The sequence below is a fragment of the Exiguobacterium sp. s194 genome, assembly GCF_018618275.1.
Lineage (GTDB): Bacteria > Bacillota > Bacilli > Exiguobacteriales > Exiguobacteriaceae > Exiguobacterium > Exiguobacterium chiriqhucha.
Genome location: NZ_JACSLT010000003.1, coordinates 100,622 through 124,278 on the forward strand (window position 1 = coordinate 100,622; position 23,657 = coordinate 124,278).

Here is a 23,657-nt window from a genome sequence, read left to right on the forward strand (position 1 = left end):
ATGCGAACAAGGCTCGAAGCAGACGCTTCGAGCCTTGTTCGTTATAAAACAAAAAATGAACGCCCAGTCGATCGACAGGACGTCCATGCATTTCTTAGTTTGTGGCTGCAGCAGTCAACACAGGCACAATTTGTTTTTTACGTGAGACAACACCAGGGAGTGTCGCAAGACCGTCGACCAATTTAACGTTGAACGCCTGCTCGAATAGATCCGTCTTCTTACCGACAACGAGTGCTTCTGAATCGTTCGTCAAAATGTTCGTGATGGCGAAGACAAACAAATCGAGTTCTTTGTCTAACATCTTCACGGCCATTGCCGCTTCGACTTCAGCTTTACGGCTCAACACATCGTTCGCGTCGACCGTGTTCACTTGAGCAATCTCAATGCGGTAGTCACCCATCGCAAACTCTTTCGCGTCGAGCGAGATGAGTTCTGGAATTGTCTTTTGGCTAAGGTCAGCTCCAGCTTTCAACATCTCAAGACCGTATGTCTCGATGTCTGTACCTGAGATAGCTGCGAGTTCTTTTGCCGCTTTGATATCCTCGTCCGTGCATGTCGGTGACTTGAACAAGAGCGAGTCCGAGATGATCGCCGATAGCATCAATCCTGCCATGTCAGGCGCGATTTCGACACCGTGCTCTTTATAGAGTTTGAGCAAAATCGTCGCCGTGCATCCGACAGGCTCCGCCCGATAGTAGAGGGCATCTGCTGTTTGGAAGTTGGCGATACGGTGGTGATCGACGACTTCGAGGATGCGTACGTCCTCGATGTCTTCCGCGCTTTGTTGGAACTCGTTATGGTCGACCAAGATGACCGAGTTCACTTCGTCCGAGACGCGTTCCACGAGGCGTGGTGCTTTGACGCGGAAGTGGTCGAGCGCATATTGCGTCTCCCCGTTCACTTCACCGAGGCGGATCGCCTCGGCGTCCATCCCTAACTTTTTCTTGAGCTCCGCGTAAGCGAGCGCCGTGCAAATCGTATCTGTGTCTGGATTTTTATGTCCAAAGACTAGTACTGTACTCATCATACATTCTCCTCACTATGATAGTTTTCCCTTATCCATTATAACGTCTATACTCATTCTTTCAATTCCCAAACAAAAAGAGCCACTAGGGGCTCTTTACGCTTGTTCGTCTTCGTCCGTCTCTTCAAGGTCCGAATGATCCCCTTTTGAATCTTCTTCGTGCGAAATATCCGGTTGGTCTCGTTTCAACTTCTCTTGTTCTTCTTGTTCACGCTTTTTATCTTGTTCTGACATCTGTCTCATCCTTTCGGTTTTGTCATGTCGTAGACTGTTCCCCGAGCTGGATGGCTTCAAACGGATGTATTCTTTCTGTTAACAAACTGTGATGTCACGCTTGAACGAATACGACCTCGTCGCCACGGATCTCGACGTTGACGTCTTGTCCTTGGAACAACCATTCATCCTGTTCAGCCACGACGAAGCGAATCCCGTCCTCTTCCGTTTCGACTACAGCGTTGTCGATGTCTTCTGTGATGACGCCCACTGAGAAGCCGTGCGTCAAATCGGTCGAACCCCCATATTTAGCGAATAAACGCACCGTCTGGCCTGCCTCGACCTCCATCTCATCTTTAAAAAATTGGAGTGCTTCTTCTGTCACGTTAATCTTCATCTGTCATCCTCCTCTCGACTTCTGTCTCCATTCTAATCGTTTCAGAAAAACCGAGCGAGGAAGTTGCTTAAAGGGTCGTACCCGGCAAATACGTGACGGTTAAACTATTTGTGACTGAAGCCCCACCGCTCATCTCCTCGAACGTCACATCGAACAACGTCCGTCCGATGTCTTCATTTGGCGAGTACATCGTCGACAGACCGAACGCCTGACCGATCGGATGACCATCGAAGCCCAGGATGGCGACTTCATCGGGGATGCTGACACCGCGACGGCGTAATTCCCCTAAAAAACCGAGCGCCACATAATCCGACGAGAAAAAGAGCGCTCGAGGACGCTCTTGTTGACGCAGAAACGCATCGGCCAGTCCGATTCCGTCCTCGCTCGTCAAGTAACCGGTCCAGACCCACCGCTCACGCGCAAGTTCGACTTCATCGAAGTACGCTTGCTGACGCGCGATCGAGCTTGGACTGTCTTGTCTTGACAACACGATGCCGATTTCGGCATATCCCGCTTGCGCCAACACGCGCAAACCGGCGACGAACGCGGTGTAATGATCGACGTGGACCGAAGAAATCGTCTGCGGCGCTCCGACGGTCGCGACCGCAATCGGACCAAACTGTCTATACGTTTCCATCTCATCGAATGACATCGTATGGGATAACAGAATCGCCCCATCGACTTCACGGTGCTTCAATAAATCAAGCGCTTGCCGCTCTTGGTCGAGTTGATATTCTGTCTGCCACATGACGAGTCGATAATCTCTTTGGAGGGCAGCTTTCGCGAGCCCGTTGACGAACAGTCCATAATACGGATGATCCAAATACGGCAACACGACGACGAAACGCTGTGTGCGACCGGTCGATAACGTCAGCGCCTGCTGATTCCGTAAATAGCCAAGTTCGGCCATCGCCCGTCGCACCCGTTCCCGCTTCTCTTTCGACACATACGGATGCTCATTGAGCACGCGCGATACCGTCGTCACGGATACGTCCGCATATTTCGCGATATCTCGGATGTTCGCCATTCCGCTTCACCTCAATCTGTCAGTCTTTGCATATAGTGTACCCACTCTGACTCCTGACTGTCACCTTTCGCAATCACTTGTTTCCGGATGGCTTGGACGAGACGAAACCGTTCTTCGACGGGTAGATGAAGAAACTCGTCTTGGAAACGGGCGCACAACATTCTTCCGAGCGGCGTATACAACTGATTGATGACGAGTTCGTAGACGATCCCACTACACCATGTCTTCCACGTTGTCGGATTCATGAGCTTTCCCTCCTTTGACTTAACCGTACAGTCTGAAACGCGTTTCAGAGCAAGTACTATTTTTATTTTGTCTATTTCCGAACATTCAGCGCTTACATGAGAATATTTTAGGTATTTTCACTCAAAATCATTGACGCCAGCCAGCTCATTTTGTATAGTCATCAAGTTGATAACGTTAATTCGAAGATTGACGAACATTATTGTTCGGAAATTACTAATGATAGGGAGTTTTATTCATGAACTTTTTTCAATTGAAACAACATGGGACGAACGTTAAACAAGAAGTGATGGCCGGCATCACAACGTTCGTGACGATGGCATACATCTCCGTCGTCAACCCTGCGATTCTGTCAGATGCCGGCATCCCGTTCGCACAAGCGTTCACGGCGACCATCATCGCCATCTTGATTGGTACCGGACTCATGGCGTTCTACGCCAACCTCCCAATCGCCGTTGCACCAGGGATGGGACTGAACGCATTCTTCGCGTATACACTCGTCGCCCAGCAACAGATTGCTCCGTCAGCCGCGCTCGGCGTCGTGTTCGTCTCGTCGGTCTTCTTCTTGATTTTGTCGCTGTCACCGATTCGGACGAAACTGATTCAAGCGATTCCAGCGTCGCTCAAGCATGCCATCACGACCGGTATTGGTTTGTTCATTGCCTCGCTCGGATTGAAGTTGTCAGGTCTCATCGTTGCGGATGAGGCGAACCTTGTCCGGCTCGGGGACTTGTCATCGCCGAGTGTCTTGCTCGTCCTCGGTGGCTTGATTGTCTCGGCGCTCTTGTTCTCTCGGAACGTCCCAGGCTCGCTCCTCATCGGGATGGTACTTACCGGAATCGCCGCCTATTTCATGGGTCTCTTGAAGATTGAAGGCGTGACGGCGATGCCGACATTGCCGGAAGGACTGATGGTCAATCCGCTCACGGCGTTCTCAGACGTCATCCAATACGGCTTGTTCGGTGCCGTCTTGTCATTCTTCCTCGTCACGTTATTCGATACGACGGGAACACTCGTCGGTGTCGGAAAACAGGCCAACCTGTTGAAAGAGGATGGGACGATTGAGAATGGTCACCGCGCTTTGTTCGCCGACTCGCTCGCGACAATGGGTGGCTCGCTCGTCGGGACGAGCCCGTCGACGGCCTACATTGAATCAGCTGCCGGTGTCGCCCAAGGCGGACGGACCGGTCTCACGACAGCGGTCGTAGCCGGTTTGTTCGGACTGACGTTGTTCTTCAGCCCGCTCATCGGTGCCATCTCTGGTGTCGCCGCCATCACGGCGCCGGCGCTCATCATCGTCGGAGCACTCATGTTGACGAACGTCCGCTATATCGACTGGACGGACTTCAGCGAATACTTCCCGGCGTTCATGACGATTCTCATCATGCCGCTCTCAGGCAGTATCGAACGCGGGATCGCCTTCGGATTCATCCTGTACCCAATCTTTAAAGCGATGAACAAAGAGACGGTCCACCCGCTCATCTACTTGTTCGGCGCGCTATTCATCTTGGAAATGTTTTTCTTATAAGTTAGATTCGAACCCTCGTCGACCGACGAGGGTTTTTCTGTTATTCAGCACGGGAACACTGTCGTATATCAGTTCCATCCTGAATCTTGATTCATTATCATTTAGTTCTCAGTTAGGTAGGATTTTACATTTATTTGAGAGATTCGTCCCATTTTTCTGTTTTGTGGCTATTTGTTATGGAATAATAACTGTGAAACCGTTTACGAATAAAACTATGAACAGGAAAGAAGGAATGGACATGCCTAAAGTGGCACTGTTCGTCACTTGTCTCTCTGATACGTTGTTCCCATCGGTAGGACAAGCGACGGTCGAACTATTAGAACATCTAGGTTGTGACGTCAGTTTCCCGTTTGAGCAGACGTGTTGCGGTCAGCCCGCCTATAACAGCGGCTACCATGAAGAGACGAAGAAGATTGCGAAGCATATGATTGAGACGTTCGAGAAGGCCGATGCCGATTATATCGTCGGCCCGTCCGGTTCATGTGTCATGATGATGCGCGACTATCCGCACTTGTTCAAAGATGACCTGGCTTGGAAGATGCGGGCCGAGGCCCATGCGGCGAAGACGTTCGAATTGACGCAGTTCATCGTCGACGTGCTCGAAGTGACGGACGTCGGGGCCAAGTTCTCCGCCAAGGCGACGTACCACGCCTCGTGCCACATGACGCGCCTGCTCGGCATCGAGGCGGCACCGGGGCAGTTGCTCAAAAATGTCGACGGCTTGACGATGCTCCCGCTCGACAATGTCCACAACTGTTGCGGCTTCGGGGGGACATTCTCCGTCAAGATGCCAGACGTCTCGGTGCAGATGGTCGATGAGAAAGTTGAATCGATCTTGAACTCGGGGGCCGAGGTGCTCATCGGGGCGGACGCCTCGTGTTTGATGAATATCGGGGGACGCCTGCATAAACAAGGTCATCCGATCAAAGTGATGCATATCGCGGAAGTGTTGAACGAAGGGGTGAAACAAGCATGAGCATGGGGATTCGGTTAGATGAGAAGTTTCAAGATCGACGCAAAGACGGGATTGATAATCCATTCATGCGCCAAGCCGTAAGTTCGGCCCAGAACCGATTACGTGACGGAAGGCTGAACGCGGCAGGTGAGCTTGGGGATTGGGAAGCGTTTCGGGACCATTCGGAAGAGATTCGCCAACATGTGCTCGAACATCTTGACTATTACTTGTATCAATTGAGCGAGAATATCTCCAAACGGGGCGGCAACGTCTTTTTCGCCGAGACGCCGGAAGAAGCGAACCGTTACATCCGGGAAGTCGTTCGCGCCAAGAATGCCAAGCACATCGTCAAATCGAAATCGATGGTGACAGAAGAAATCGGGTTGAATGAGGCGCTCCATGAGGAAGGATGCACGGTCGTCGAGTCCGATCTCGGGGAATGGATTCTGCAGCTCGACAACGATCCACCGTCGCACATCGTCGCCCCGGCCTTGCACAAAGACCGAAACGCCGTCCACGAGACGTTCACGGCCCACGGCTATGAAGGATCGAACGACCCGACCGAGCTCGGGCGTTATGCTCGCCGTGAGTTGCGGAAAGACTTTTTGAAAGCAGAAGTCGGCATCACGGGCTGTAACTTCGCCATCGCCGAGAGCGGTGCCGTCGGGCTCGTGACGAACGAAGGGAACGGTCGCATGGTGACGTCGCTTCCGGACACGGTCATCTCGGTCATGGGCATGGAACGGATCGTGCCATCATATGAAGAGTTCGAGGTGCTCGTCAATATGCTATGTCGGAGCGCCGTCGGTCAACGACTCACCTCGTACATCACGACGTTCGCTGGCACGCGCGGTCACGGCGAAGTCGATGGACCAGAGGAGTTCCATCTCGTCATCGTCGACAACAAACGCTCTGGTATCCTCGGCACACAGTTCCAGTCTGTGCTCCAATGCATCCGCTGTGCGGCCTGTATCAATGTATGCCCAGTCTACCGCCATATCGGTGGTCACGCCTACGGCTCGATTTATCCGGGCCCGATCGGTGCCGTGCTCGCCCCGCTCCTCGATGGATACGAGAATTATAAAGAATTGCCATACGCCTCGAGCCTATGCGGTGCCTGTACGGAAGCCTGTCCGGTCAAAATCCCGCTTCACGAGCTGTTGATTGAGCATCGCCGGGTCATCGTCGAAGAGAAGAAACAATCACCGTTCGTCGAGCGCATCGCCATGAAAGGCTTCGCCGTCACGTCCTCAAGTCCGTTCTTATTTGAAGCGGCCGAACACATCGCCCCTTATGCGTCGTCGCCGTTCACGAAAGCGGGACAAATCGATAAAGGGTTACCGGCATGGACGGATTCGAAAGACTTACCGCAACCGGCTAAACAGACGGTGCGGGATTGGTTCAAGAAACGGGGGAATGCAGAATGAATCCAGGCACAATCACCAATCGCGAGGATTTTCTAAAACGGATCGCGGGGCAACTCGGACGTGACGTCGACTTGACGCCGCCGAAACGAGTATACAAGTACCGGCCGCAAGACGAGGTGTTGAAAGACGCGTCAGACGAGGAACTGCTCGAGACGTTCCGTATGGTCGCGACGCGCATCCACACCGACGTCGTTGAATGCGAGTCGGCCAACCTCGATGATACGCTCCGTCTGTTAATTGATCGGTATGAAGGGAAAGCCATCATCGCTGAACATGACGACCGGATTCAGGCGTGGGCCCCAAACACGAGCGAATCGTTTGACTGGTGGGATGTGGAGCGACCGGAAGACAGCCGTTCCCTCGCCATAAAAGCCGATATCGGCATCACGATTGCCGACCAGGCCCTCGCCGAGAGTGCAACCATCGTTCAATACGCAGCACCCGGCAAGTCACGTACAATCAGCCTATTGCCGCGCGACCATATCGCCATCATCCCGAAATCGGTGCTCGTCCCGCGGATGACGCAGGCGGCCAAACAACTAGCCGACCTCGACCGCTCCGGTGAGCTCAACTCGCCGAACGGGGTCAACTTCATCTCAGGTCCATCGAACTCGGCCGATATCGAGATGAATTTGGTTGTTGGGGTGCACGGACCGGTCCGTGTCGCCTACTTGCTTGTCCACGATCTGTAAACAAAAAGACTCGCGCGTGAATAGCTCACGCGCGAGTCTTTTTCATGCTTATTCGACGGTGATGCTCCCGTTCGAGCTCGTCAGTTTGAGTTCGACCGTCCCGTCCCCGAACGTCCGCTCGTTCGCCCGGTCGCCGAACAGTTCGACTTTGCCGTTTCTCGTCTTGGCCCGGATGACGGCGTCACGCGGATCTCGCTTCAGACGCACATCGATGCGTCCGTTGTTCGTTTTCAGACGGACCGGATGCTCGAGCACATCTATGACACAGTCGATGCGTCCGTTCGATGTCTTCGCCTCGACTGCCCCTGTCACGTCATGGATATCGAGACGGCCGTTCGACGACTGAACCTCGAGACGATCCACAGTCGAGCCAAGCACTTCCACGCGTCCGTTCGACGATTGCGCGTCAAGGTCCTGCCCTGTCATCGACGTGAGACTGACTTTCCCGTTCGAAGAGCGGAACGAGCCTCGCTTGGCGCTAACAGTATGGCCCGTGATGCTCCCGTTCTCACTCTCAACTTCGACCGATGCGGCCTCGAGATTGCGCACGTCACAGGAGCCGAGACGATTTTTCAAGACGACTTGCTCATACGCATGGCGTGGTAGCTCGACGTGTAACACCGGTGCCTTTGTCACTGCCCAGGCGAACAAGTTCGACAGACCGAACCGGCGCTCTGATTCGATTCGAATCTCCAGGGTGTCCCCAACGATCTCCATCGTCACCCCGTGGTCCCGTTCCGTCTCGAGCGTGGCGTAGGCAAAGCCGTCATGAGACGGCACGACTTGGACGTGTGCTTGCAGGACGTTAATCGAGACGTTGCGAAACGCCACGTTCTGGCTTTTGACAACGGCCGGTTCTTTTCGTACGTCAGGCGATGGGTCGACCGAACCAAGCAACTCGCTCGCGAGCGCGCTTGGCGCCCCGAGTTCCTCAATCATCGCCGCATCTGTCTTCCCGTCGATTCGTCCACTCGCAAAGTATTCCGACACATCCCGTAAAATGTCGACCCGCTCGATGACGCTCATTCCCATCAGTAACCGTTCGAGTTCCAATAAATATTGTTCTTCTGTCATTTGTCCGTTCCCCCTTCAATCAATTCGTTGACACCGGTCGTGAACGCTTCCCATTCCGCACGTAGTTCTGCCAAATGAGCTTTCCCCTGCTCTGTGATCGTGTAATACTTTCGCGGTGGTCCTTCTGCCGACTCCTTTAAGTACGTTGTGAAGTACCCGTCCGAGGTGAGTCGCCGCAGGAGCGGATAGACGGCCCCTTCCGAGATGGCGACTTTTGCCGAGATGGCTTGCACGAGCTCATACCCGTAGCGGTCATGCGTCTCGACGAGCGCGAGCACACATAAATTGAGTACGCCTTTCTTGAACTGAGGGTTCATTTCTTCGCCTCCTCTACTATATATTAAACAATAGCTTATCATTCACTATTATTCAATAGATAATAGTTAAATTTCCGCTTATTTCTTGATTGGTGGAAACAACTGGTTCAAATCTGTACAATGAAGGAACGACACTCGCAGGATATTTGTCACAGTAGGAACGTACGCAGTTCCAGGAAGGAACGGTCTTTATGAAAGCATGGATTGACCAGCGGATCGGAAGACAGTTTTTATTCGTCTTCTATTTATTCATCGGACTGATCCTCCTTACCTCACTCGCCGTGTACATGTATACGGAAAACCGAATCGAACAAACGACGTCATCGCTCGAGAACATTAGTGAACGTCGCACGAACGCGACTGAACTATTCGAGACGTGGCAGTCGATGCAATATGAAATGCGCGGGTATGTCATCCTCGGCGACGATGCGATGCTCGCCCGCGTGAAAGAAAAACAAGACTTAATTGAGATTCAGACCGCATGGTTCGAGACGAACGCGGTCACTGAAAAAGAGAAGACGTATGCAAGCGACGCACGGACGCTATTCTCGGCCTATCAACAACGCGTCATGCCGAGTCTAGAGCGATATGTCATCGCCAAACGCGAAGGGACGGTCACAGAACCGTTTTTGAAAATGCCGACGCTCGGTAAAGTGACACCGCAAGCGGAACCGCCTGCCGACCGCAAATTTAAAATCAACTCAAAAAGTGCAGCTGACATGAGTGCGAGCATCGTCGATATGGAGACGGTGTTCACCGAATACCGCAACTCGTTGAATGAAGAAGAGAATCAGTTGCGAGAACAACTCGCCACTCATACAAAGTGGGCGCAAGTGCTCTGGCTCCTCTCCCTCCTCGCCGTGTTGCTCGTCCTCTTTATCGTTGCTCGTCCTTACGTGAAACGATTAACCGGTCAACTTCAAGAGTTGATCGTCAACAGTGAACGATTGGCGGATGAACGCATCATTCCGATTCCAGCGGCCGTATCTTCACGAAACGAGGTCGGACAATTGACGAACTCATTCCGTCAAATGGCCTCTTCGCTCGCGACACAACGCAACCAAGTCGAGGAAGAACGCGAGAAGACGGCGCGCCTCCTGCACTCGATTCGTGATGCGGTCATTTATGTCGAGCATACGACACATGAGAAGTTCGCCAACCAGGCCCTCTTCATCATGTTCAATCAAGCCGCCACGAAACGGAACGAGATGGACTTGTATCGTTTGGATGCCGATTTAGAAGAACTTGGTTTCCAAGTCGATCAGAAAGACTCGTTCTTCTCATTCATGCGCCGCGCGTTTGATGGCGAGAGCATGGAAGAAAGTGTGACGTTCTCGATGAATCAAGAAGAACGCTTCATTCAGATGTATGCGGAGAAAATCCACTTGCGCGGCACCCGTCACGGCACGATGCTCGTCTTCCGGGACGTGACACAAGAGACCGAGGTCGACCGTTTGAAAACGGAACTCGTGTCGACCGTGTCGCACGAACTGCGCACACCGCTCACGAGCATCATCGGTTTCACCGAGCTGCTTCGCTATCGGACGATGCCCGCGGAGCGCATCGATCAATATTTAGGGATGATTCACCAAGAGACGCTCCGTCTCGAAGACTTGATTTCCAACCTGCTCGATGTGCAACGGATGGAGTCCGGAAAACAGACGTACCATAGCCGACCCGAGAGCTTGCATACGATTTTAAAAGAAACGATCGCCATCCATCAAGGTGCGAGTGAACATCATCAGCTCGACCTCGAATGTGATACGAATCTATATGTATACGGTGATCGAGATCGCTTGAGTCAACTGTTCACGAACTTGCTCCACAACGCGATCAAATATTCACCAGAAGGTGGAAAAGTCGCCGTCTGTGTCACGAATGACAAGTCCGATGTCATCGAGATTTCGATTCAGGACACCGGCATCGGCATTCCGACGTCGGCGCTACCGAAACTGTTCGACAAGTTTTATCGCGTCGACAACTCGGCCAGTCGTAAAATCGGTGGCACGGGCCTTGGCCTCGCCATCTGTAAAGAAATTGCCGAAGGACACGGCGGAACGATTCGCGTCGATTCGAGCGTCGGCCACGGCTCGACATTCACCATCATCTTGCCGAAATACGCGGCGGAAGATCAACTAAGCAGTTAATAGACAAAGGGAGACGCCGCTTGACGCGGAGCCTCCCTTTTATCATTGCACTTTATTTTCAGGACCGAATGATGGATAGAGCGACAAGCCTCCGTCCGCGAAAATCGTCGCGCCGGTGACGTATGATGACTCGTCTGAAGCAAGCCATGCCGCAACGGCCGCAATCTGTTCCGGACGACCAATCTCATGAGTCGGGATGAGTGCCTCGAGCCCTTTCTTCTCTTCAGGGTCTTGCATCGTCTCTTCATTGATTGGTGTGTCGATGGCGCCTGGTGCGATGCCATTGACACGAATTTTGTTCGGTGCGTACTCGAGGGCGACCGATTTCGTGAACATCTTCACGCCACCTTTACTCGCCGCATAATGCGTATAGCCTGGACGTGGAATCACTTCGTGCACCGATGACATATTGATGATGTTTCCTTGAATCTCATGGTCGACGAAGTATTTGAGGGCGGCACGTACACCGAGGAACGTTCCCGTCAAATTCGTGTCGATGATTTTCTTCCAGTTATCGAGCTCCATCTCGTGCGTCTTCGCCTCGACCTGTACGCCGGCATTGTTGACGAAAATGTCCATCTTCCCGAACTCCGATACGGCCGTTTCAATCATCTTCTCGGCGAGACCCTCTTCGGCGACGTCCCCTTTGACTGCGACCGCTTTCCCGCCAGCAGCCTCGATGCCTTCAATGACTTTGTTCATCTCGTCCTCGCTGCTACGATAATTCAAGACGACATGAACCCCTTCCTTCGCATATCGTTCCGCGATGGCGCGCCCGAGTCCTTTCGAACTCCCGGTGATGACTGCGACTTTTCCCTTTAGTTCTGGATAGTTAGCCATATCAATTCCTCCTTCATCTCTTCTCGATTTGTAGTTCCCTCATTCCCCTCTTGTCGAAACCTTTCCGCCTGTTTTTTGAATATTTTTGGTAAATCTACTATACTGAAACAAACTATTCGTTTTCAGGGATTCTCCTGAACGACATACGACTTAACGTTAATGGAGGTGACTCCCCGATTTTTGGGGGAATTTTTGGACAGTCCCATGTTACTCAGCTTATTGATCGTCGCCTTGCTCATTTTTATGACCGCCTTTTTCGTGGCGGCCGAATTCTCCATCGTCAAAGTGCGTGGGGCCCGACTCGACCAACTCGTGCTCGAAGGAAACCGACGGGCCGCTGTCGCCAAGAAAGTGATTGAGAATCTCGATGACTCGCTATCGGCCTCACAGTTCGGCATCACACTCGCTGCCCTCGGGCTAGGCTGGATTGGCGCGGACCAAATCGAAGGGATGATTCAACCGCTCGTCGACCGCTTGAACGTCTCATCGTCGCTCGCGACCATCCTATCTTTCTTGATTGCCTTCTTGCTGATTGCCTTCTTACACGTCGTCATCGGGGAACTCGTCCCGAAAACGCTTGCTGTGCATGAAGCCGAACGCTTGACGTTACTCGTCGCCCGACCGCTCTATTTCTTCACGAAATTACTGTATCCGTTTATCCATGTGTTGAACGGGACGGCCCGGTTGACGTTGCGCTTGTTCGGCGTGCAGACGACCGCACAAGAGACGGCGCACTCGGAAGAAGAACTTAAGATCATCATGACCGAGAGCTTCCGCAGCGGAGAAATCAACGAGAATGAGCTCGCCTACGTTCAAAACATCTTCTCCTTCGACGAACGGATCGCCAAGGACGCGATGGTCCCACGAATGAACATGGTGACCATCGACGAAGAAGACTCGATTGAGACGATTATCGCTACCGTCCAAGAACATCAATACACCCGTTATCCGGTCACGCGTGATGGCGACCGCGATGACGTGCTTGGCTTCATCAACGCCAAACAATTATTCACCGCTCAACTCGTCAAAAGCGATGCCCCGTTCGAGACGTTCATTCATCAGCTTCCGCTCGTGACGGAATTCACACCGCTCCAAGAAGCGATGGTGAAAATGCAGAACGCGCGGACGATGATGTGTCTCGTCATCGATGAGTACGGCGGTACGGCCGGTCTTCTCACGATCGAGGACATCCTCGAGGAAATCGTCGGAGAGATTCGTGACGAGTTCGACCGTGACGAACAGGCTGAAATCACCGAAGTCACACCCGGTCATTACCGCTTGTCCGGTCTCGTCTTGACGCAAGAGATTGAAGAACGGTTCGGCATCGAAATCGAGGATGACGTCGATACAATCGGCGGATTCGTCTTATCGCAAAAAGCGAATGCCCGCACCGGTGAACGGTTCGTCTTACCGGGCGAACATGAACTGATCGTCCGTGAAATCGACAATCACCGCGTCGTTTTCGTCGATTTGATTTTAGCCCATAAAGACGAGATTCAACCTGAACTCGACTGACTCAATGGACCGCCCTCCCCGATTTTTCGGGGAGGGCTTTTCGTGGAGCGGTCGAACTGTCGCTATATTTTCATGTCTTGTCGTGATATACTGCACATATGTTGCTAATTTGAGTGCGTGTCACTCATTGACACAACATCACCGAACAGTTCATCAATGTTCGGTCCAACAACTACAGAAAGAAGGTTACGCATGGAACGTAAACTATTTTTAATTGACGGAAACTCCATGCTGGCCAGTGCCTACTATGGTGCCGCCGCGAGCCGAACGAAAAAAGGACGCGAGGTATCTAAAAACGATCGGAGTGCCGTCATCGGTATGACCGGCCTCATCCGGACGATTCTACGCAGACATCGTCCGACTCATTTCGTCGTCGTGTGGGACGTCTCACGTGAAACATTATGGCGCCGCGAGCTCTATCCAGGCTATAAACGCCGTCGCCGCCAGACACCACCCGAGTTGAAAGCACAAATGGAACTCATGCGCCAATTGCTTGAAGAGAGCGGCATTCCGCAATATCAAGTCGAAGGCTATGAAGGTGAAGATTTGATTGCTCATATCGCTCGGAAGTTTAGCTGTAGCGCCCCTGTCGTCATTATGACGAAAGACAAGGACTTGCTTCAGCTCGTGAGCCCACGCATCACCGTCTGGCTTCAAACGCAAGAGCTGCAACAAATGCAGGCTCGTTGCGACATCAAAGACAATCGCCCGCTCCCGCTCAAGCGACATCTCGAGATTCGCCCTGAGGAGATTGCGGCATTGTACGAGGGATTGAAGCCAAAACAGCTCTCAGCAGTCAAAGCATTGACAGGAGACCGTTCAGACGGGATTCCACCTGTGGCCGGATTAGATGAAAGTCAATCGGTCCAGTTAATCAAACGCTTCGGTTCGCTCGATAAGCTCTATACGGCGCTCAGCGTCAAAGGCGACAAACGACAATTGATCAATGAAACGATCGCGGCACTGACGTCAGAAGAAGTGCCCCGTAACTTGAGACGCACACGTAAAAAGGCCGAGCGCAACATGGAGCTCGTCCGTCTCGATGTCACGGTGCCAGAACTTGAACACTTGAAACTCGCTCATCTTGAGCTCAGTATCAATTCAAAACGTGTCGAACAAGCGTATCAAAAGCGCGGCATTCGCCTCTCGTTTGATTCAAGTCAAAAGAAAATTTCAGCACGCTAAAAAAGCGCGGACATTAGTCCACGCTTTTTATATTGACCGTGATGCCGTCGTCATCGGTGAGCGACCATTCCGATGTCGTCCCGCCGAGTTCGCGATTCGTGGCCGTATCGACCAAGAGCGTCCACGCCTCCAGACCGGCCTCTTGTCCCATCGGCTGGCTTGGTCGGGCCCAGACGTTCGCGCCAATGTGGTGATGATACCCGTCGGCCGCTAAAAATAAGGCGCCCGGATACGAATCGGTCGTCACCTTGAAACCGAGACGATTTTGATAGAATGATTTTGCCGCTTCTAGGGAACGTACTTTGAAGTGGACATGCCCCATCGTCGTCCCGTTCGGAAGACCCGTGAACGGACGGTCGGCCGCCGCCTCAAGCATCGATTCATATTCAACCGGGTCCGTCGACATCTTCACATGACCGTTCGCTTCATATTCCCACTGCTCGCGGGGACGATCGGCGTAGAGCTCGATGCCGTTACCTTCCGGGTCGCTCAAATAGAACGCCTCACTGACCAAATGATCTCCTTGTCCGACTTCAATCCGTTGTTCAATCAAATGACGAAGGATCCGTCCGAGTTCGACGCGGTTTGGCAATAGGATCGCCATATGGAACAAGCCAGCTGTTCGTGGATTTGGACGCACGCCGCTCACCTCATGTAAGACGACGAGCGCCATTTCGTTCGTTCCGAGTGTGACGCGATGTTCTGACGTCTCGAGTACATCCATTCCGATGACGCGCTCATAATATGTTTTCATCATTTCTAAATCGTTGACGCGCAATGTGACGGCGCCGAGTTTAATGTTTGTTAAGTTCATCCTTGATCACCTCTTTCTCAGTATACCCGCTAAGTAGCATCGACAGAAGACGGCACAAAAAGGTGGTATAGTTACCTCAAGGATACTGTAGAGAGGAGTGAGACTGATGCCACTGATTTCAAGTTGTGAGGTCGATACCGCGCTCGAGTTGATCACGGGGAAATGGAAACCGTCGATTTTACTCGCGCTCATTAATGGAGACACGTTGCGGTTCAGCGAATTGAAACGCTCGCTCCCAAATATCAGTCAAAAGATTTTGACGGCACAGCTTCGCGATTTAGAAGAGCAAGACATCATCATCCGCACCGTCTATCCGGAAGTCCCGCCTCGTGTCGACTATCGCTTGAGCGAATATGGGAAGACGTTGATTCCCGTTCTTGAGACGATGAACGCTTGGGGCATCCAACACGCAGAACGTATGCGCAATAAATAATTGTCCACATGTGGATAACCTATTCCCGCAACACCAACCATCACTTATCCACAGGAGGCTCACATGATTCGTTATCCACAATTGACCGGACATCACTTCGGTGTGACGGCCCCTTCGTCTGGCGTTCCCGCTGAATTACATGGACTGCTCCATGAAGCCGAGGCGACATTCAGCCGCCACGGGTTCACGCTCCAATTCGAGCCATCGGTCTGTACGCAAGACAAAGCAAAATCGGCACCGGCAAAAGTCCGGGCCGATGAATTGACGCGTTTGTTCCACGATGACGCCATCGATTTAATTATCCCGCCATGGGGCGGCGTCCTTTTGATTGAGTTGCTAGACGCGATTGACTGGGACGCGCTCCCGCCGAAATGGATGCTCGGCTATTCGGACGTCAGCTTATTCCTATTCGTGTATACGCTCAAGACCGGCATCGCCTCTGCTCACGGGACGAACCTCGTCGACCTGCGCGGCGAAGAATGGGATGCGACGAGCTCACGTTGGCTCGACGTCGTTTCAGCGAAAGAAGGCGAGACGGTCATCCAGCTCGCCTCGGAACAGTTCCAAAAAGAGTGGCAACATGAGAACCCGAGCCCGCACGTCTATCATTTGACCGAACCGACGGAGTGGAAATCACTCGGCGGGACAGAAGCGACCGGACGACTGCTCGGCGGCTGTATCGATGTCCTGATGCATACGATTGGTACACCGTACGGCGACGTCGCCACGTTCCAACAGACCCATTTGAACGGGGAGCCGATCCTTTGGTATTTCGAAAACGCCGAGCTCGATGTCCCGGCACTCAAACAGACCCTGCTTCAAATGAAGTGGGCCGGTTGGTTCAATCATACGTCTGGCATTCTGTTCGGGCGTAGCGCGGCCCAACAGCCCGTCCAAGGCTACACGGCAGAAGACGTGTATGCGGAACTGCAGTACTTGCTCGACGTCCCTGTCATTTACGATATCGACTGCGGGCACGTCCCGCCGCAAATGACACTCATCAACGGTGCCCACGCCTCGATTCAAGTCGAGGACGGCAAAGGTACACTCATTCAAACGTTCAAGGGCTGACGCGTCAGCCCTTGATTTTTTTGATGAGCGACATCAGATGGCTGCGGAAACGACCTTCCGGGAACAGACCCACTTCTCGTTCGATCAACGGGACCCATTCATCCCCACACCCGTGACTCGTTCCAATTAATAACCCTTCGAAATAAATCGCTTGATCGACAAATCCATGCTTCGACCATTGATCATGATGCTCCAACAGTTTCAAAAACGATTTCCGGGCTGCCTCTATCTCACCAGTCAACGCGAAATAGACGCCTTTACTCATCTCGAACGCTGCGATGAATTCTGTATTTCCTTCTAGCAACTGATTCATGACAGCAATCTGTTGCTGTAGAAGATCCGTCTTCCGATATTCAATCGCATAGAGCGCTTCTGTCATCGCCAGGCGTATTTTCATCGTCACGTCGTCCGTGAAGCTCGTGTATTGTTTCGCTTTTTGTAGCGCATCGACAATCGTTGCTTCATCTTTTAAATAAAGGGCACAAATGGCAATCGTTCGATATACATCGTCGACCCGATAGTACATTTTCGTTCGTTTCATGTAATCAAGCGTATCTTCGAGACGACGAATCGCGCCTGGTAAATCATCGTCATACAACATATTTCGAAACACCATCAACATGCTGAATTCGACGCGGGTCTTCGTCTTCATGCTTCTCGAATCAATCAATTCAATCGTATCGATCCGTTCAATTGCCTCATCAAACCGATTCCACATAAGCAGATAAAACGCTTGGCTGATGCGGGCCATAATCAATTCTTCTTTCTCCTCGAGCCGCTCAAACACCGCGATTGCCCGATCATACCACTCCAACAGTTGTTGTTGATTCCCACTATAAAATACACTGTCCGCGAGTAACGTGTACGCCTTCCCTTGCCATACCGAGTTCATCTCAACGTCCACGTAAGGGAGGAGCGCCTTCTGAACGGCCTCGTCTTCCCATGAGTGGAGACCTCCTTGCGTATATTCAATCTCCTCGACGATTTTCTGTAAGTCCTCCTCGCGAGGATCGACGAGCAATGACTGTACCGACACGTCGAGTCGTTTCGCGATTTCACGAAGGCTGCGCATCGACGTCTCTGCTTTGCCGTTCTCAATCATACTGAGCATCGATTTCGTGATGATGCCTTCAGCGAGCTGGCTTTGCGTCAGTTTTTTTTCTTTGCGTAACGCTTTAATCCGTTGTCCAATCATAGAGCACCTCTTAAAAGTTAAATTTAATTGAACTTATTGTATACAAATCGAGTGTCATCGTTTACTATAAAGTTAAATCAGATTGAACTTAACTGTAAAGGAGAATCGATATGACGACCACTTCATCAAACTTGTATGTATTATTGCTCGGAAAATTCATGTCGTTGTTTGCATCCAGTCTCTTCACGTTCGTCGCGGGACTGACGGTTCTGACGACGTCCGGTTCGGGACTACAGTTCGCACTCGTCTTGCTTGCCGGCACAGTGCCACGTGTCTTATTATCTCCGTTTGCTGGGGCGTTTGCCGACAAACTGGATCGCAAGCGCGTGATCATTACGATGGAGTCCGTGAACGCCTTATTATTTTTAGCTGCCGGCATCGCGAGTCTCGTCTGGACGTTCGGCGTTCCTGCTTTCTTGATTATCACATGTCTGCTCTCTGTCGTCTCGACTTTCTTATCCGTCACATTATCGAGTTCGATTCCATTCTTGTTCGACGAAGACGGACTCCAACGCGCCAATTCCCTCATTCAAAGTACCATCTCCATCTCAAGCATCGGCACGCCGCTGCTCGCCGGGGCACTGTTCACGTTACTTCCGGTATCAGCGTTTCTCTTCAGCTCGTCTCTCTTATTTATGATCGCCGCTCTTGTCGCCTCTCGTCTCCACTTTAAAGCGTACGACCATGTCCCCAGCGAGCAATCGACTTGGTCCGAGGTCCGGTCTGGCTTCCGCTACTTGAAACGCCAGCGCGTACTTTGGACGTTGACCCTCTTGGCCGCCTTGCTCAATTTCTTTTTTGTTGCCACCGAAGTGCTGTTCCCGATTGCCGCCCTACAAGAAATCGGCGTCAGCCCGCTTCAATTCGGATTTTTAGAAAGCATGTTCGCCGTCGGATTTTTAGTCGCCTCGCTCGCCCATGCATTGCCGGTCTTTCAAATCAAACATCGGCTAGCCACGACCCGAACCGCGCTGATCATTATGAGTTGCCTCTTTATCGGACCGGCCGTCCCGCTCTATTTCGACTTCTCAGTCACACCAGCTATCGTCTTCTTCGCTGGTTTCGCCTTATTAAGCGGGTTCTTCATCATCCGTGTCAATATCCCCATCCAGCTCTATTTACAGACGAACACGGAACCGAGTTATCTCGGTCGCGTGATTGGTGTCCTCGAATCCCTCGCGATGGGCATCACACCGTTCGGCTTCATCGTGTTTGGCCTATTAAGCGAATGGATGCCGGTCGCTTCACTCTATACGATTTGCATGCTCTGCCTGCTCACCATCACGTTGTTCGCGATGTATCGGATCCGTCACGACATCACTGCCGAAAAAGCCGCTGTGTCAGCGCAAGCAGAAAGTGCATGAACGCAAAAAAGACATCGAACCTCAATTCGATGTCTTTTCTGTAGATGGTAGGACTCGTTTCTCTAACAAGAACGGTCCGAACGGGATAACGGATGCCATAACCGCGAGGACCAACACTTTGAAGCCCCAGTTGAAACGCCATGCCATATAGACGGCTGCCGCCACATAAGCGACGAACAAGAAACCGTGGGCCGCGCCGACGATGCTGACGGCAAGCGGCATGCCCGCCAAGTACTTGAGCGGCATCGCGAAGAGCAACAAGAGTAAGAAAGACATCCCCTCTGTGTATCCAAGCCATTTAAAACGTGTCGCGTTCATATTCGTTCTCCTTTTCAATCGATGCTACGTCCATCGTAGCCGAAAGAGGTGATGTTTGTCACAGGAGAACGTCATAAAGTCGTTACGCTATTTGACGATTTGGTGAACGATGCATGACTTTTGTTTCCACGAATTTGCGTAGGAACAATCCATCGACACCAAGTTTCCCAGCATTATAGCCTGCGACAAGAATGAGGACTGAGACAATCAACATCGTTGGATTCGTGCTGACCGTACCTGAGAGCAAGAACGCCATGTTCATCACGAGACCGAAGAAGGCTGCGCTACGTGTGAGGGCACCAACCAAGAGCCCAAGACCCACTAGGAATTCACCGTATGGAATCAACACATCGAACAAGGCAGCGTTCGGGATGGCGAAGTTTTCAAGGAATGCTGCCCACCAACCGGCTACAGCTGGGTGATCGCCTGTTGCGAGGGTCAGTGCGTTATTGAGGAAACCTTCTGAACCGAATCCGCCTGTGATCTTGCCCCAACCTGCTGTGAGCCAGTGATAGCCGAGCCAGACACGAAGGACTGTCAAAATACCGGTGGCGACGTTGTGGTTCTGCCAAAATTTTGTGAACATGATAATTCCTCCTTAGAATGAGTGAATGATGTCTTATATGTGATTACATTCACAATATAACATCCATGTTCATCTTTTCACATAGGTTAGGATAACAGTTCACGTTTCGTTCATATGTGTGTCACAGGTCAGTCACTTTTTGGAAATTGGTCAATTACAAAAGACGCCCACTCGGGACGTCTTTGTTTGAATTACAGATTTACTTCTTGGGGCGGCTGCCCTTTTTTATTCATCACACGCATCGATTGCGGCGAGATTTTTAAGATGACGAGTTTCGGATCATCCGGACCGTCGAACCAGCCTTCGAGTTTCTCGTTCCATACTTTTTCTTTCATTGATTCGTCATCGGATACCGTCGTCTCCCCCAAAATCTCAAGATACGTATCCCCGACGCCATCGCCGTCATAGCCAATCAGAATATGCGTATACGGATTGTTCTTCAGTTCATCGACTTTATCCGTGTCTTTCGATGTTGCCGTGTAGAGTGTCAGCTCATCATGAAAAAAAGTCATATAACGGCTGTGCGGCTTTCCTTTATAGACCGTCGCCATCGTGCCCACGTTACTATGATCTAAAATCTGTCTTGCCGTTTGCATTGCATCCATTCTGAAAAACCTCCTTGTGGTAGTCACTCGTATATTCATTCCCCTGGGACAAGTGATTAAACACGCGGACAACAAAAAACCTGCTCGCCGAAGCGAGCAGGTTATAAAATTCCTTAGGAAGGAAGATTAGATTTTTTCAACGTTAGAAGCTTGTGGTCCACGAGCTCCGTCAGTGATTTCGAAAGTTACTGCTTGGCCTTCTTCAAGTGTCTTGAAGCCGTCGCCTTGGATTGCTGAGAAGTGTACGAATACGTCGTCTCCGCCTTCCATTTCGATGAAGCCGTAACCTTTTTCTGAGTTAAACCATTTTACTTTACCTGTGTTCATAATGAACCCTCCTGAAATAAACGCTGTGCGTTCTAGTAGTGCCTTACTAGAAAAAACTGACCAATAAAAAATCACAAACCTCTAGGATTATCTTAAACGAAAAATAATCCAAAGCGTTTTGTGAATTATGTTTCCAGCTATTCTTAATTAAGCACATATAGAATATACCACGGATAAATGCTTCTGTCTACTAAATACTTCGGTTTGCTAAAAATACTTTTAAAACGGGTACATTCAATTGTAGTGAACGCTAGGAGGATGAAGCATATGACCGCATACATTGATCGCTCGAATATCGCTGCCACCATCGCCCACCATTCGAACTGGGCGCTCGGTGATCTCTTGAAAGAAACACTTGATTGGCATGAGACGACACGACAGGACCACTATCCCGACCAAGCGAAAACCTATCTCTCTCACCTGCCGATGACCGAACGCATCGTCCCAGTGACAAGTTCCTTACCCCTCGAGACAGTGGACGGAATCGTCCGCCCGGTATGGATGCGTCGGCTCGACGCCGAGCACTTGAACTTGAGACAAGCGACACGCCAACATGTCGACGTCACCGACTACGGGGCCGTCGGGGATGGTTTGACCGATTGCACGCTCGCTTTCCGGCTCGCCCTCCGGTCGAACCGCCACGTCCACGTGCCGGCCGGCGTGTATGTCGTCCGCGGCATCCGCATCCCGTCGAACTGTGTGCTTGAAGGGGCAAGCCAGCAGGAAACGATCATCAAGCTCTCGGACCGAGCTCCGAAACATCGACGGTTGCTTCGAAATGCAACCCCGTTCGCCGGAAACCACCATATTGAAGTCGCACATTTGACGCTCGACTGGAACGTGGAGCGCCTCGGTGACGTCGACCGGACCTCGAGTGGCGATACCGCTTCGAGCGCATTGACGTTCGCGCACGTCAAATTCGGTTGGATTCACCATGTCACGGCGAAAAACGCTGGACTCCATGCCTTCGATATCACGTCTCCTCATTATCATTACTTAGGGGACGGGCTTCGCGCCAAAAAAGGGAGCCGGTACGTGTGGCTCGACCATTGCGAAGCGACGAATTACGGGGACGACGGCATTACGACCCATCATAGCGACGCCCTCTATATCACGAACTGTTACTGCCATCATCCACACGGACGCACCCACGCCCATGGCTTCTCGAACTCGAACGGGATCGAGATTGATGACGGGTCACGCCACGTCACGCTCGTCAATAATATGAGCGAAGGTTGTTTCGGGGGCGTCGAAGTGAAAGCGCACGGGACGTCGTCGGCCGCTCACGATGTCCACATATTCGGACACTTCTCGTATCACGACAATCGGTCGTTCAATTTCCGTCACATCAGCCATCACTTGGCCGATGACCCACAGTCGAAGACGGCACGCTTCCTTTCAGGGACGAATCTCGTCTCGATGGAACCGGTCCGCTCGAAGCTGTATACGAAATCTTCGGCACGCAGCCTCGTCGTGTCGGCGTATCAGGACGTTTTGATTCATGGATTTACGGCCATCGGCAATCCGGATTACGATTATCGCGCCAATCCAGCCCTCGCCGTCCAATATAAATCTCGCAACGTACGTTTGAAACGGATTGCGACGAGCGGATTTGCATCGGGTCGGGCCGACATTGAACTGTTCGGCGGCGATAACCGGACCGACCACGTCACGATCGAGGACGTTATCTGTCGCAACTCGGCCCCGGTCGCATTGAAAATTGGTGGCCAGTTGACGAATATTACGCTCCAGCGAATCGAAGGCGAACAAAAAAGTGGAGATGTGCTCATCTCCACGAGTAGTCCAATCGAGGCTCACGACTTGTTTGCTTACGGGTTCTCAGACCGTGTACGCAACGATGTTTGAGCCGCCTCGACGAGTTCATCGAGCATCGTCTCGTCTAAATTGAGCGAACTCACCGTCTGTTTTGCCATCATGCGGACGATGGCTTTGTCGAGAAAGCCCATCCGCTCGAAATCATAGCCGTTGCCGACGACCTCGACAAAATAAGCGTGTGCACGCAACACTTCTCGATACGCGTCCTCGAGCTCCCGTTGCCGTTCGGCTGGGGTCGGCGTACCGGCACATAAATAGAGGCCGAGCGGTCGTTTGAGCAATTGAGCTTCGTTGATGTGCAGCCAAGCCGTCATCTCGTCTTGAATTTTGCCCATCCGGATTGAGCTGCCGACAATCACATGGTCGACCGTCCCCCACTCGACGTCCGGTGCTTCGACCACGTTTTGAATGTGGACGTCTCCCGGAAGCCGCTCCGCCAACAGATGGGCGACTTTCTCACTCGTCCCGTAGCGGGTCGAATAAGCAATTAACGTATTCATCGTGTTTCCCCCTTTCGGTCAGAC

The 23,657-nt window shown here is 51.9% G+C and carries 26 protein-coding genes; 11 read left to right on the forward strand and 15 right to left on the reverse strand.

What is annotated here, in order from left to right:
- Positions 1 to 94 precede the first annotated feature (94 nt).
- The 5 genes from KNP85_RS04370 to KNP85_RS04390 all read right to left on the reverse strand — a co-directional run bounded on the left by KNP85_RS04370 (position 95) and on the right by KNP85_RS04390 (position 2,906).
- On the reverse strand, positions 95 to 1,024 hold the full coding sequence (locus tag KNP85_RS04370; protein WP_214801563.1) for a manganese-dependent inorganic pyrophosphatase: 930 nt from the start codon (positions 1,022 to 1,024) through the stop codon (positions 95 to 97).
- 96 nt (positions 1,025 to 1,120) lie between these two features.
- Positions 1,121 to 1,258 carry a hypothetical protein gene (locus KNP85_RS04375; protein WP_021068076.1) on the reverse strand — a complete coding sequence of 46 codons (138 nt, stop codon included), beginning with the start codon at positions 1,256 to 1,258 and terminating at the stop codon, positions 1,121 to 1,123.
- A gap of 94 nt (positions 1,259 to 1,352) precedes the next feature.
- Entirely contained in the window at positions 1,353 to 1,634 is a 282-nt protein-coding gene (locus KNP85_RS04380; protein WP_029596288.1) for a HesB/YadR/YfhF family protein, read from the reverse strand.
- Between the two features lie 67 nt (positions 1,635 to 1,701).
- Complete coding sequence (locus KNP85_RS04385) at positions 1,702 to 2,661, reverse strand: LacI family DNA-binding transcriptional regulator (RefSeq protein ID WP_214801566.1); 960 nt, start codon at positions 2,659 to 2,661, stop codon at positions 1,702 to 1,704.
- Positions 2,662 to 2,672: 11 nt separating this feature from the next.
- Entirely contained in the window at positions 2,673 to 2,906 is a 234-nt protein-coding gene (locus KNP85_RS04390; RefSeq protein WP_131471640.1) for a hypothetical protein, read from the reverse strand.
- 236 nt (positions 2,907 to 3,142) lie between these two features.
- Between KNP85_RS04390 and KNP85_RS04395 the strand changes: the two genes are divergently transcribed.
- The 4 genes from KNP85_RS04395 to KNP85_RS04410 all read left to right on the forward strand — a co-directional run bounded on the left by KNP85_RS04395 (position 3,143) and on the right by KNP85_RS04410 (position 7,506).
- Complete coding sequence (locus tag KNP85_RS04395; protein ID WP_058765427.1) at positions 3,143 to 4,432, forward strand: NCS2 family permease; 1,290 nt, start codon at positions 3,143 to 3,145, stop codon at positions 4,430 to 4,432.
- 238 nt (positions 4,433 to 4,670) lie between these two features.
- Complete coding sequence (locus tag KNP85_RS04400; RefSeq protein WP_029596292.1) at positions 4,671 to 5,408, forward strand: (Fe-S)-binding protein; 738 nt, start codon at positions 4,671 to 4,673, stop codon at positions 5,406 to 5,408.
- Between the two features lie 2 nt (positions 5,409 to 5,410).
- Entirely contained in the window at positions 5,411 to 6,814 is a 1,404-nt protein-coding gene (locus KNP85_RS04405; RefSeq protein WP_483299347.1) for a LutB/LldF family L-lactate oxidation iron-sulfur protein, read from the forward strand.
- Positions 6,811 to 7,506 (forward strand): LutC/YkgG family protein, encoded by a 696-nt coding sequence (locus KNP85_RS04410; RefSeq protein ID WP_214801572.1) that lies wholly within the window; start codon positions 6,811 to 6,813, stop codon positions 7,504 to 7,506. The genes KNP85_RS04405 and KNP85_RS04410 overlap by 4 nt, the downstream gene beginning before the upstream one ends.
- A 48-nt stretch (positions 7,507 to 7,554) precedes the next feature.
- On the opposite strand, the gene KNP85_RS04415 is transcribed toward KNP85_RS04410, so the two are convergent.
- On the reverse strand, positions 7,555 to 8,580 hold the full coding sequence (locus KNP85_RS04415) for a DUF4097 family beta strand repeat-containing protein (RefSeq protein WP_214715108.1): 1,026 nt from the start codon (positions 8,578 to 8,580) through the stop codon (positions 7,555 to 7,557).
- Complete coding sequence (locus KNP85_RS04420; RefSeq protein ID WP_021068067.1) at positions 8,577 to 8,897, reverse strand: PadR family transcriptional regulator; 321 nt, start codon at positions 8,895 to 8,897, stop codon at positions 8,577 to 8,579. The genes KNP85_RS04415 and KNP85_RS04420 overlap by 4 nt, the downstream gene beginning before the upstream one ends.
- A gap of 191 nt (positions 8,898 to 9,088) precedes the next feature.
- Between KNP85_RS04420 and KNP85_RS04425 the strand changes: the two genes are divergently transcribed.
- Positions 9,089 to 11,044, forward strand: coding sequence for a HAMP domain-containing sensor histidine kinase (locus KNP85_RS04425; RefSeq protein WP_214715110.1), 1,956 nt, complete (start codon positions 9,089 to 9,091; stop codon positions 11,042 to 11,044).
- A 42-nt stretch (positions 11,045 to 11,086) separates the two neighbouring features.
- Here KNP85_RS04425 and KNP85_RS04430 read toward each other — a convergent pair whose 3' ends face one another.
- The gene (locus tag KNP85_RS04430) at positions 11,087 to 11,884 is read right to left on the reverse strand and encodes a glucose 1-dehydrogenase (RefSeq protein ID WP_029596296.1); all 798 of its coding nucleotides are present in this window, start codon (positions 11,882 to 11,884) and stop codon (positions 11,087 to 11,089) included.
- A gap of 192 nt (positions 11,885 to 12,076) precedes the next feature.
- On the opposite strand from KNP85_RS04430, the gene KNP85_RS04435 reads away from it, so the two are divergent.
- Together KNP85_RS04435 and KNP85_RS04440 are read left to right on the forward strand one after the other, a co-directional pair.
- Entirely contained in the window at positions 12,077 to 13,399 is a 1,323-nt protein-coding gene (locus KNP85_RS04435; protein ID WP_035385700.1) for a hemolysin family protein, read from the forward strand.
- A gap of 192 nt (positions 13,400 to 13,591) precedes the next feature.
- Positions 13,592 to 14,584, forward strand: a complete 993-nt coding sequence (locus KNP85_RS04440) for a 5'-3' exonuclease (protein WP_021068063.1) — start codon at positions 13,592 to 13,594, stop codon at positions 14,582 to 14,584.
- 13 nt (positions 14,585 to 14,597) lie between these two features.
- Here KNP85_RS04440 and KNP85_RS04445 read toward each other — a convergent pair whose 3' ends face one another.
- The gene (locus tag KNP85_RS04445; RefSeq protein ID WP_214718516.1) at positions 14,598 to 15,398 is read right to left on the reverse strand and encodes a VOC family protein; all 801 of its coding nucleotides are present in this window, start codon (positions 15,396 to 15,398) and stop codon (positions 14,598 to 14,600) included.
- Positions 15,399 to 15,504: 106 nt separating this feature from the next.
- On the opposite strand from KNP85_RS04445, the gene KNP85_RS04450 reads away from it, so the two are divergent.
- Positions 15,505 to 15,831: a winged helix-turn-helix transcriptional regulator gene (locus tag KNP85_RS04450; RefSeq protein WP_214715116.1), complete on the forward strand. Its 327-nt coding sequence runs from the start codon at positions 15,505 to 15,507 to the stop codon at positions 15,829 to 15,831.
- Positions 15,832 to 15,894: 63 nt separating this feature from the next.
- Positions 15,895 to 16,902, forward strand: coding sequence for a S66 family peptidase (locus KNP85_RS04455; RefSeq protein ID WP_214801575.1), 1,008 nt, complete (start codon positions 15,895 to 15,897; stop codon positions 16,900 to 16,902).
- A gap of 4 nt (positions 16,903 to 16,906) precedes the next feature.
- Here KNP85_RS04455 and KNP85_RS04460 read toward each other — a convergent pair whose 3' ends face one another.
- Positions 16,907 to 18,097, reverse strand: coding sequence for a helix-turn-helix domain-containing protein (locus tag KNP85_RS04460; RefSeq protein ID WP_214801577.1), 1,191 nt, complete (start codon positions 18,095 to 18,097; stop codon positions 16,907 to 16,909).
- A gap of 110 nt (positions 18,098 to 18,207) precedes the next feature.
- Here KNP85_RS04460 and KNP85_RS04465 point away from each other — a divergent pair, with 110 nt between their 5' ends.
- The gene (locus KNP85_RS04465; RefSeq protein ID WP_214715122.1) at positions 18,208 to 19,461 is read left to right on the forward strand and encodes an MFS transporter; all 1,254 of its coding nucleotides are present in this window, start codon (positions 18,208 to 18,210) and stop codon (positions 19,459 to 19,461) included.
- 21 nt (positions 19,462 to 19,482) lie between these two features.
- On the opposite strand, the gene KNP85_RS04470 is transcribed toward KNP85_RS04465, so the two are convergent.
- From KNP85_RS04470 to KNP85_RS04485, 4 genes are all read right to left on the reverse strand, one after another.
- Entirely contained in the window at positions 19,483 to 19,779 is a 297-nt protein-coding gene (locus KNP85_RS04470) for a DUF3817 domain-containing protein (RefSeq protein ID WP_214718520.1), read from the reverse strand.
- 82 nt (positions 19,780 to 19,861) lie between these two features.
- Positions 19,862 to 20,365: a DoxX family protein gene (locus KNP85_RS04475; RefSeq protein WP_021068056.1), complete on the reverse strand. Its 504-nt coding sequence runs from the start codon at positions 20,363 to 20,365 to the stop codon at positions 19,862 to 19,864.
- A gap of 191 nt (positions 20,366 to 20,556) precedes the next feature.
- Positions 20,557 to 20,970 carry a pyridoxamine 5'-phosphate oxidase family protein gene (locus KNP85_RS04480; RefSeq protein ID WP_021068055.1) on the reverse strand — a complete coding sequence of 138 codons (414 nt, stop codon included), beginning with the start codon at positions 20,968 to 20,970 and terminating at the stop codon, positions 20,557 to 20,559.
- 126 nt (positions 20,971 to 21,096) lie between these two features.
- Positions 21,097 to 21,297: a cold-shock protein gene (locus KNP85_RS04485; protein WP_016507985.1), complete on the reverse strand. Its 201-nt coding sequence runs from the start codon at positions 21,295 to 21,297 to the stop codon at positions 21,097 to 21,099.
- 267 nt (positions 21,298 to 21,564) lie between these two features.
- Between KNP85_RS04485 and KNP85_RS04490 the strand changes: the two genes are divergently transcribed.
- Positions 21,565 to 23,163, forward strand: coding sequence for a glycoside hydrolase family 55 protein (locus KNP85_RS04490; RefSeq protein ID WP_214801580.1), 1,599 nt, complete (start codon positions 21,565 to 21,567; stop codon positions 23,161 to 23,163).
- On the opposite strand, the gene KNP85_RS04495 is transcribed toward KNP85_RS04490, so the two are convergent.
- Positions 23,127 to 23,633, reverse strand: a complete 507-nt coding sequence (locus KNP85_RS04495; protein ID WP_021068053.1) for a flavodoxin domain-containing protein — start codon at positions 23,631 to 23,633, stop codon at positions 23,127 to 23,129. The genes KNP85_RS04490 and KNP85_RS04495 overlap by 37 nt on opposite strands.
- Positions 23,634 to 23,657 lie beyond the last annotated feature (24 nt).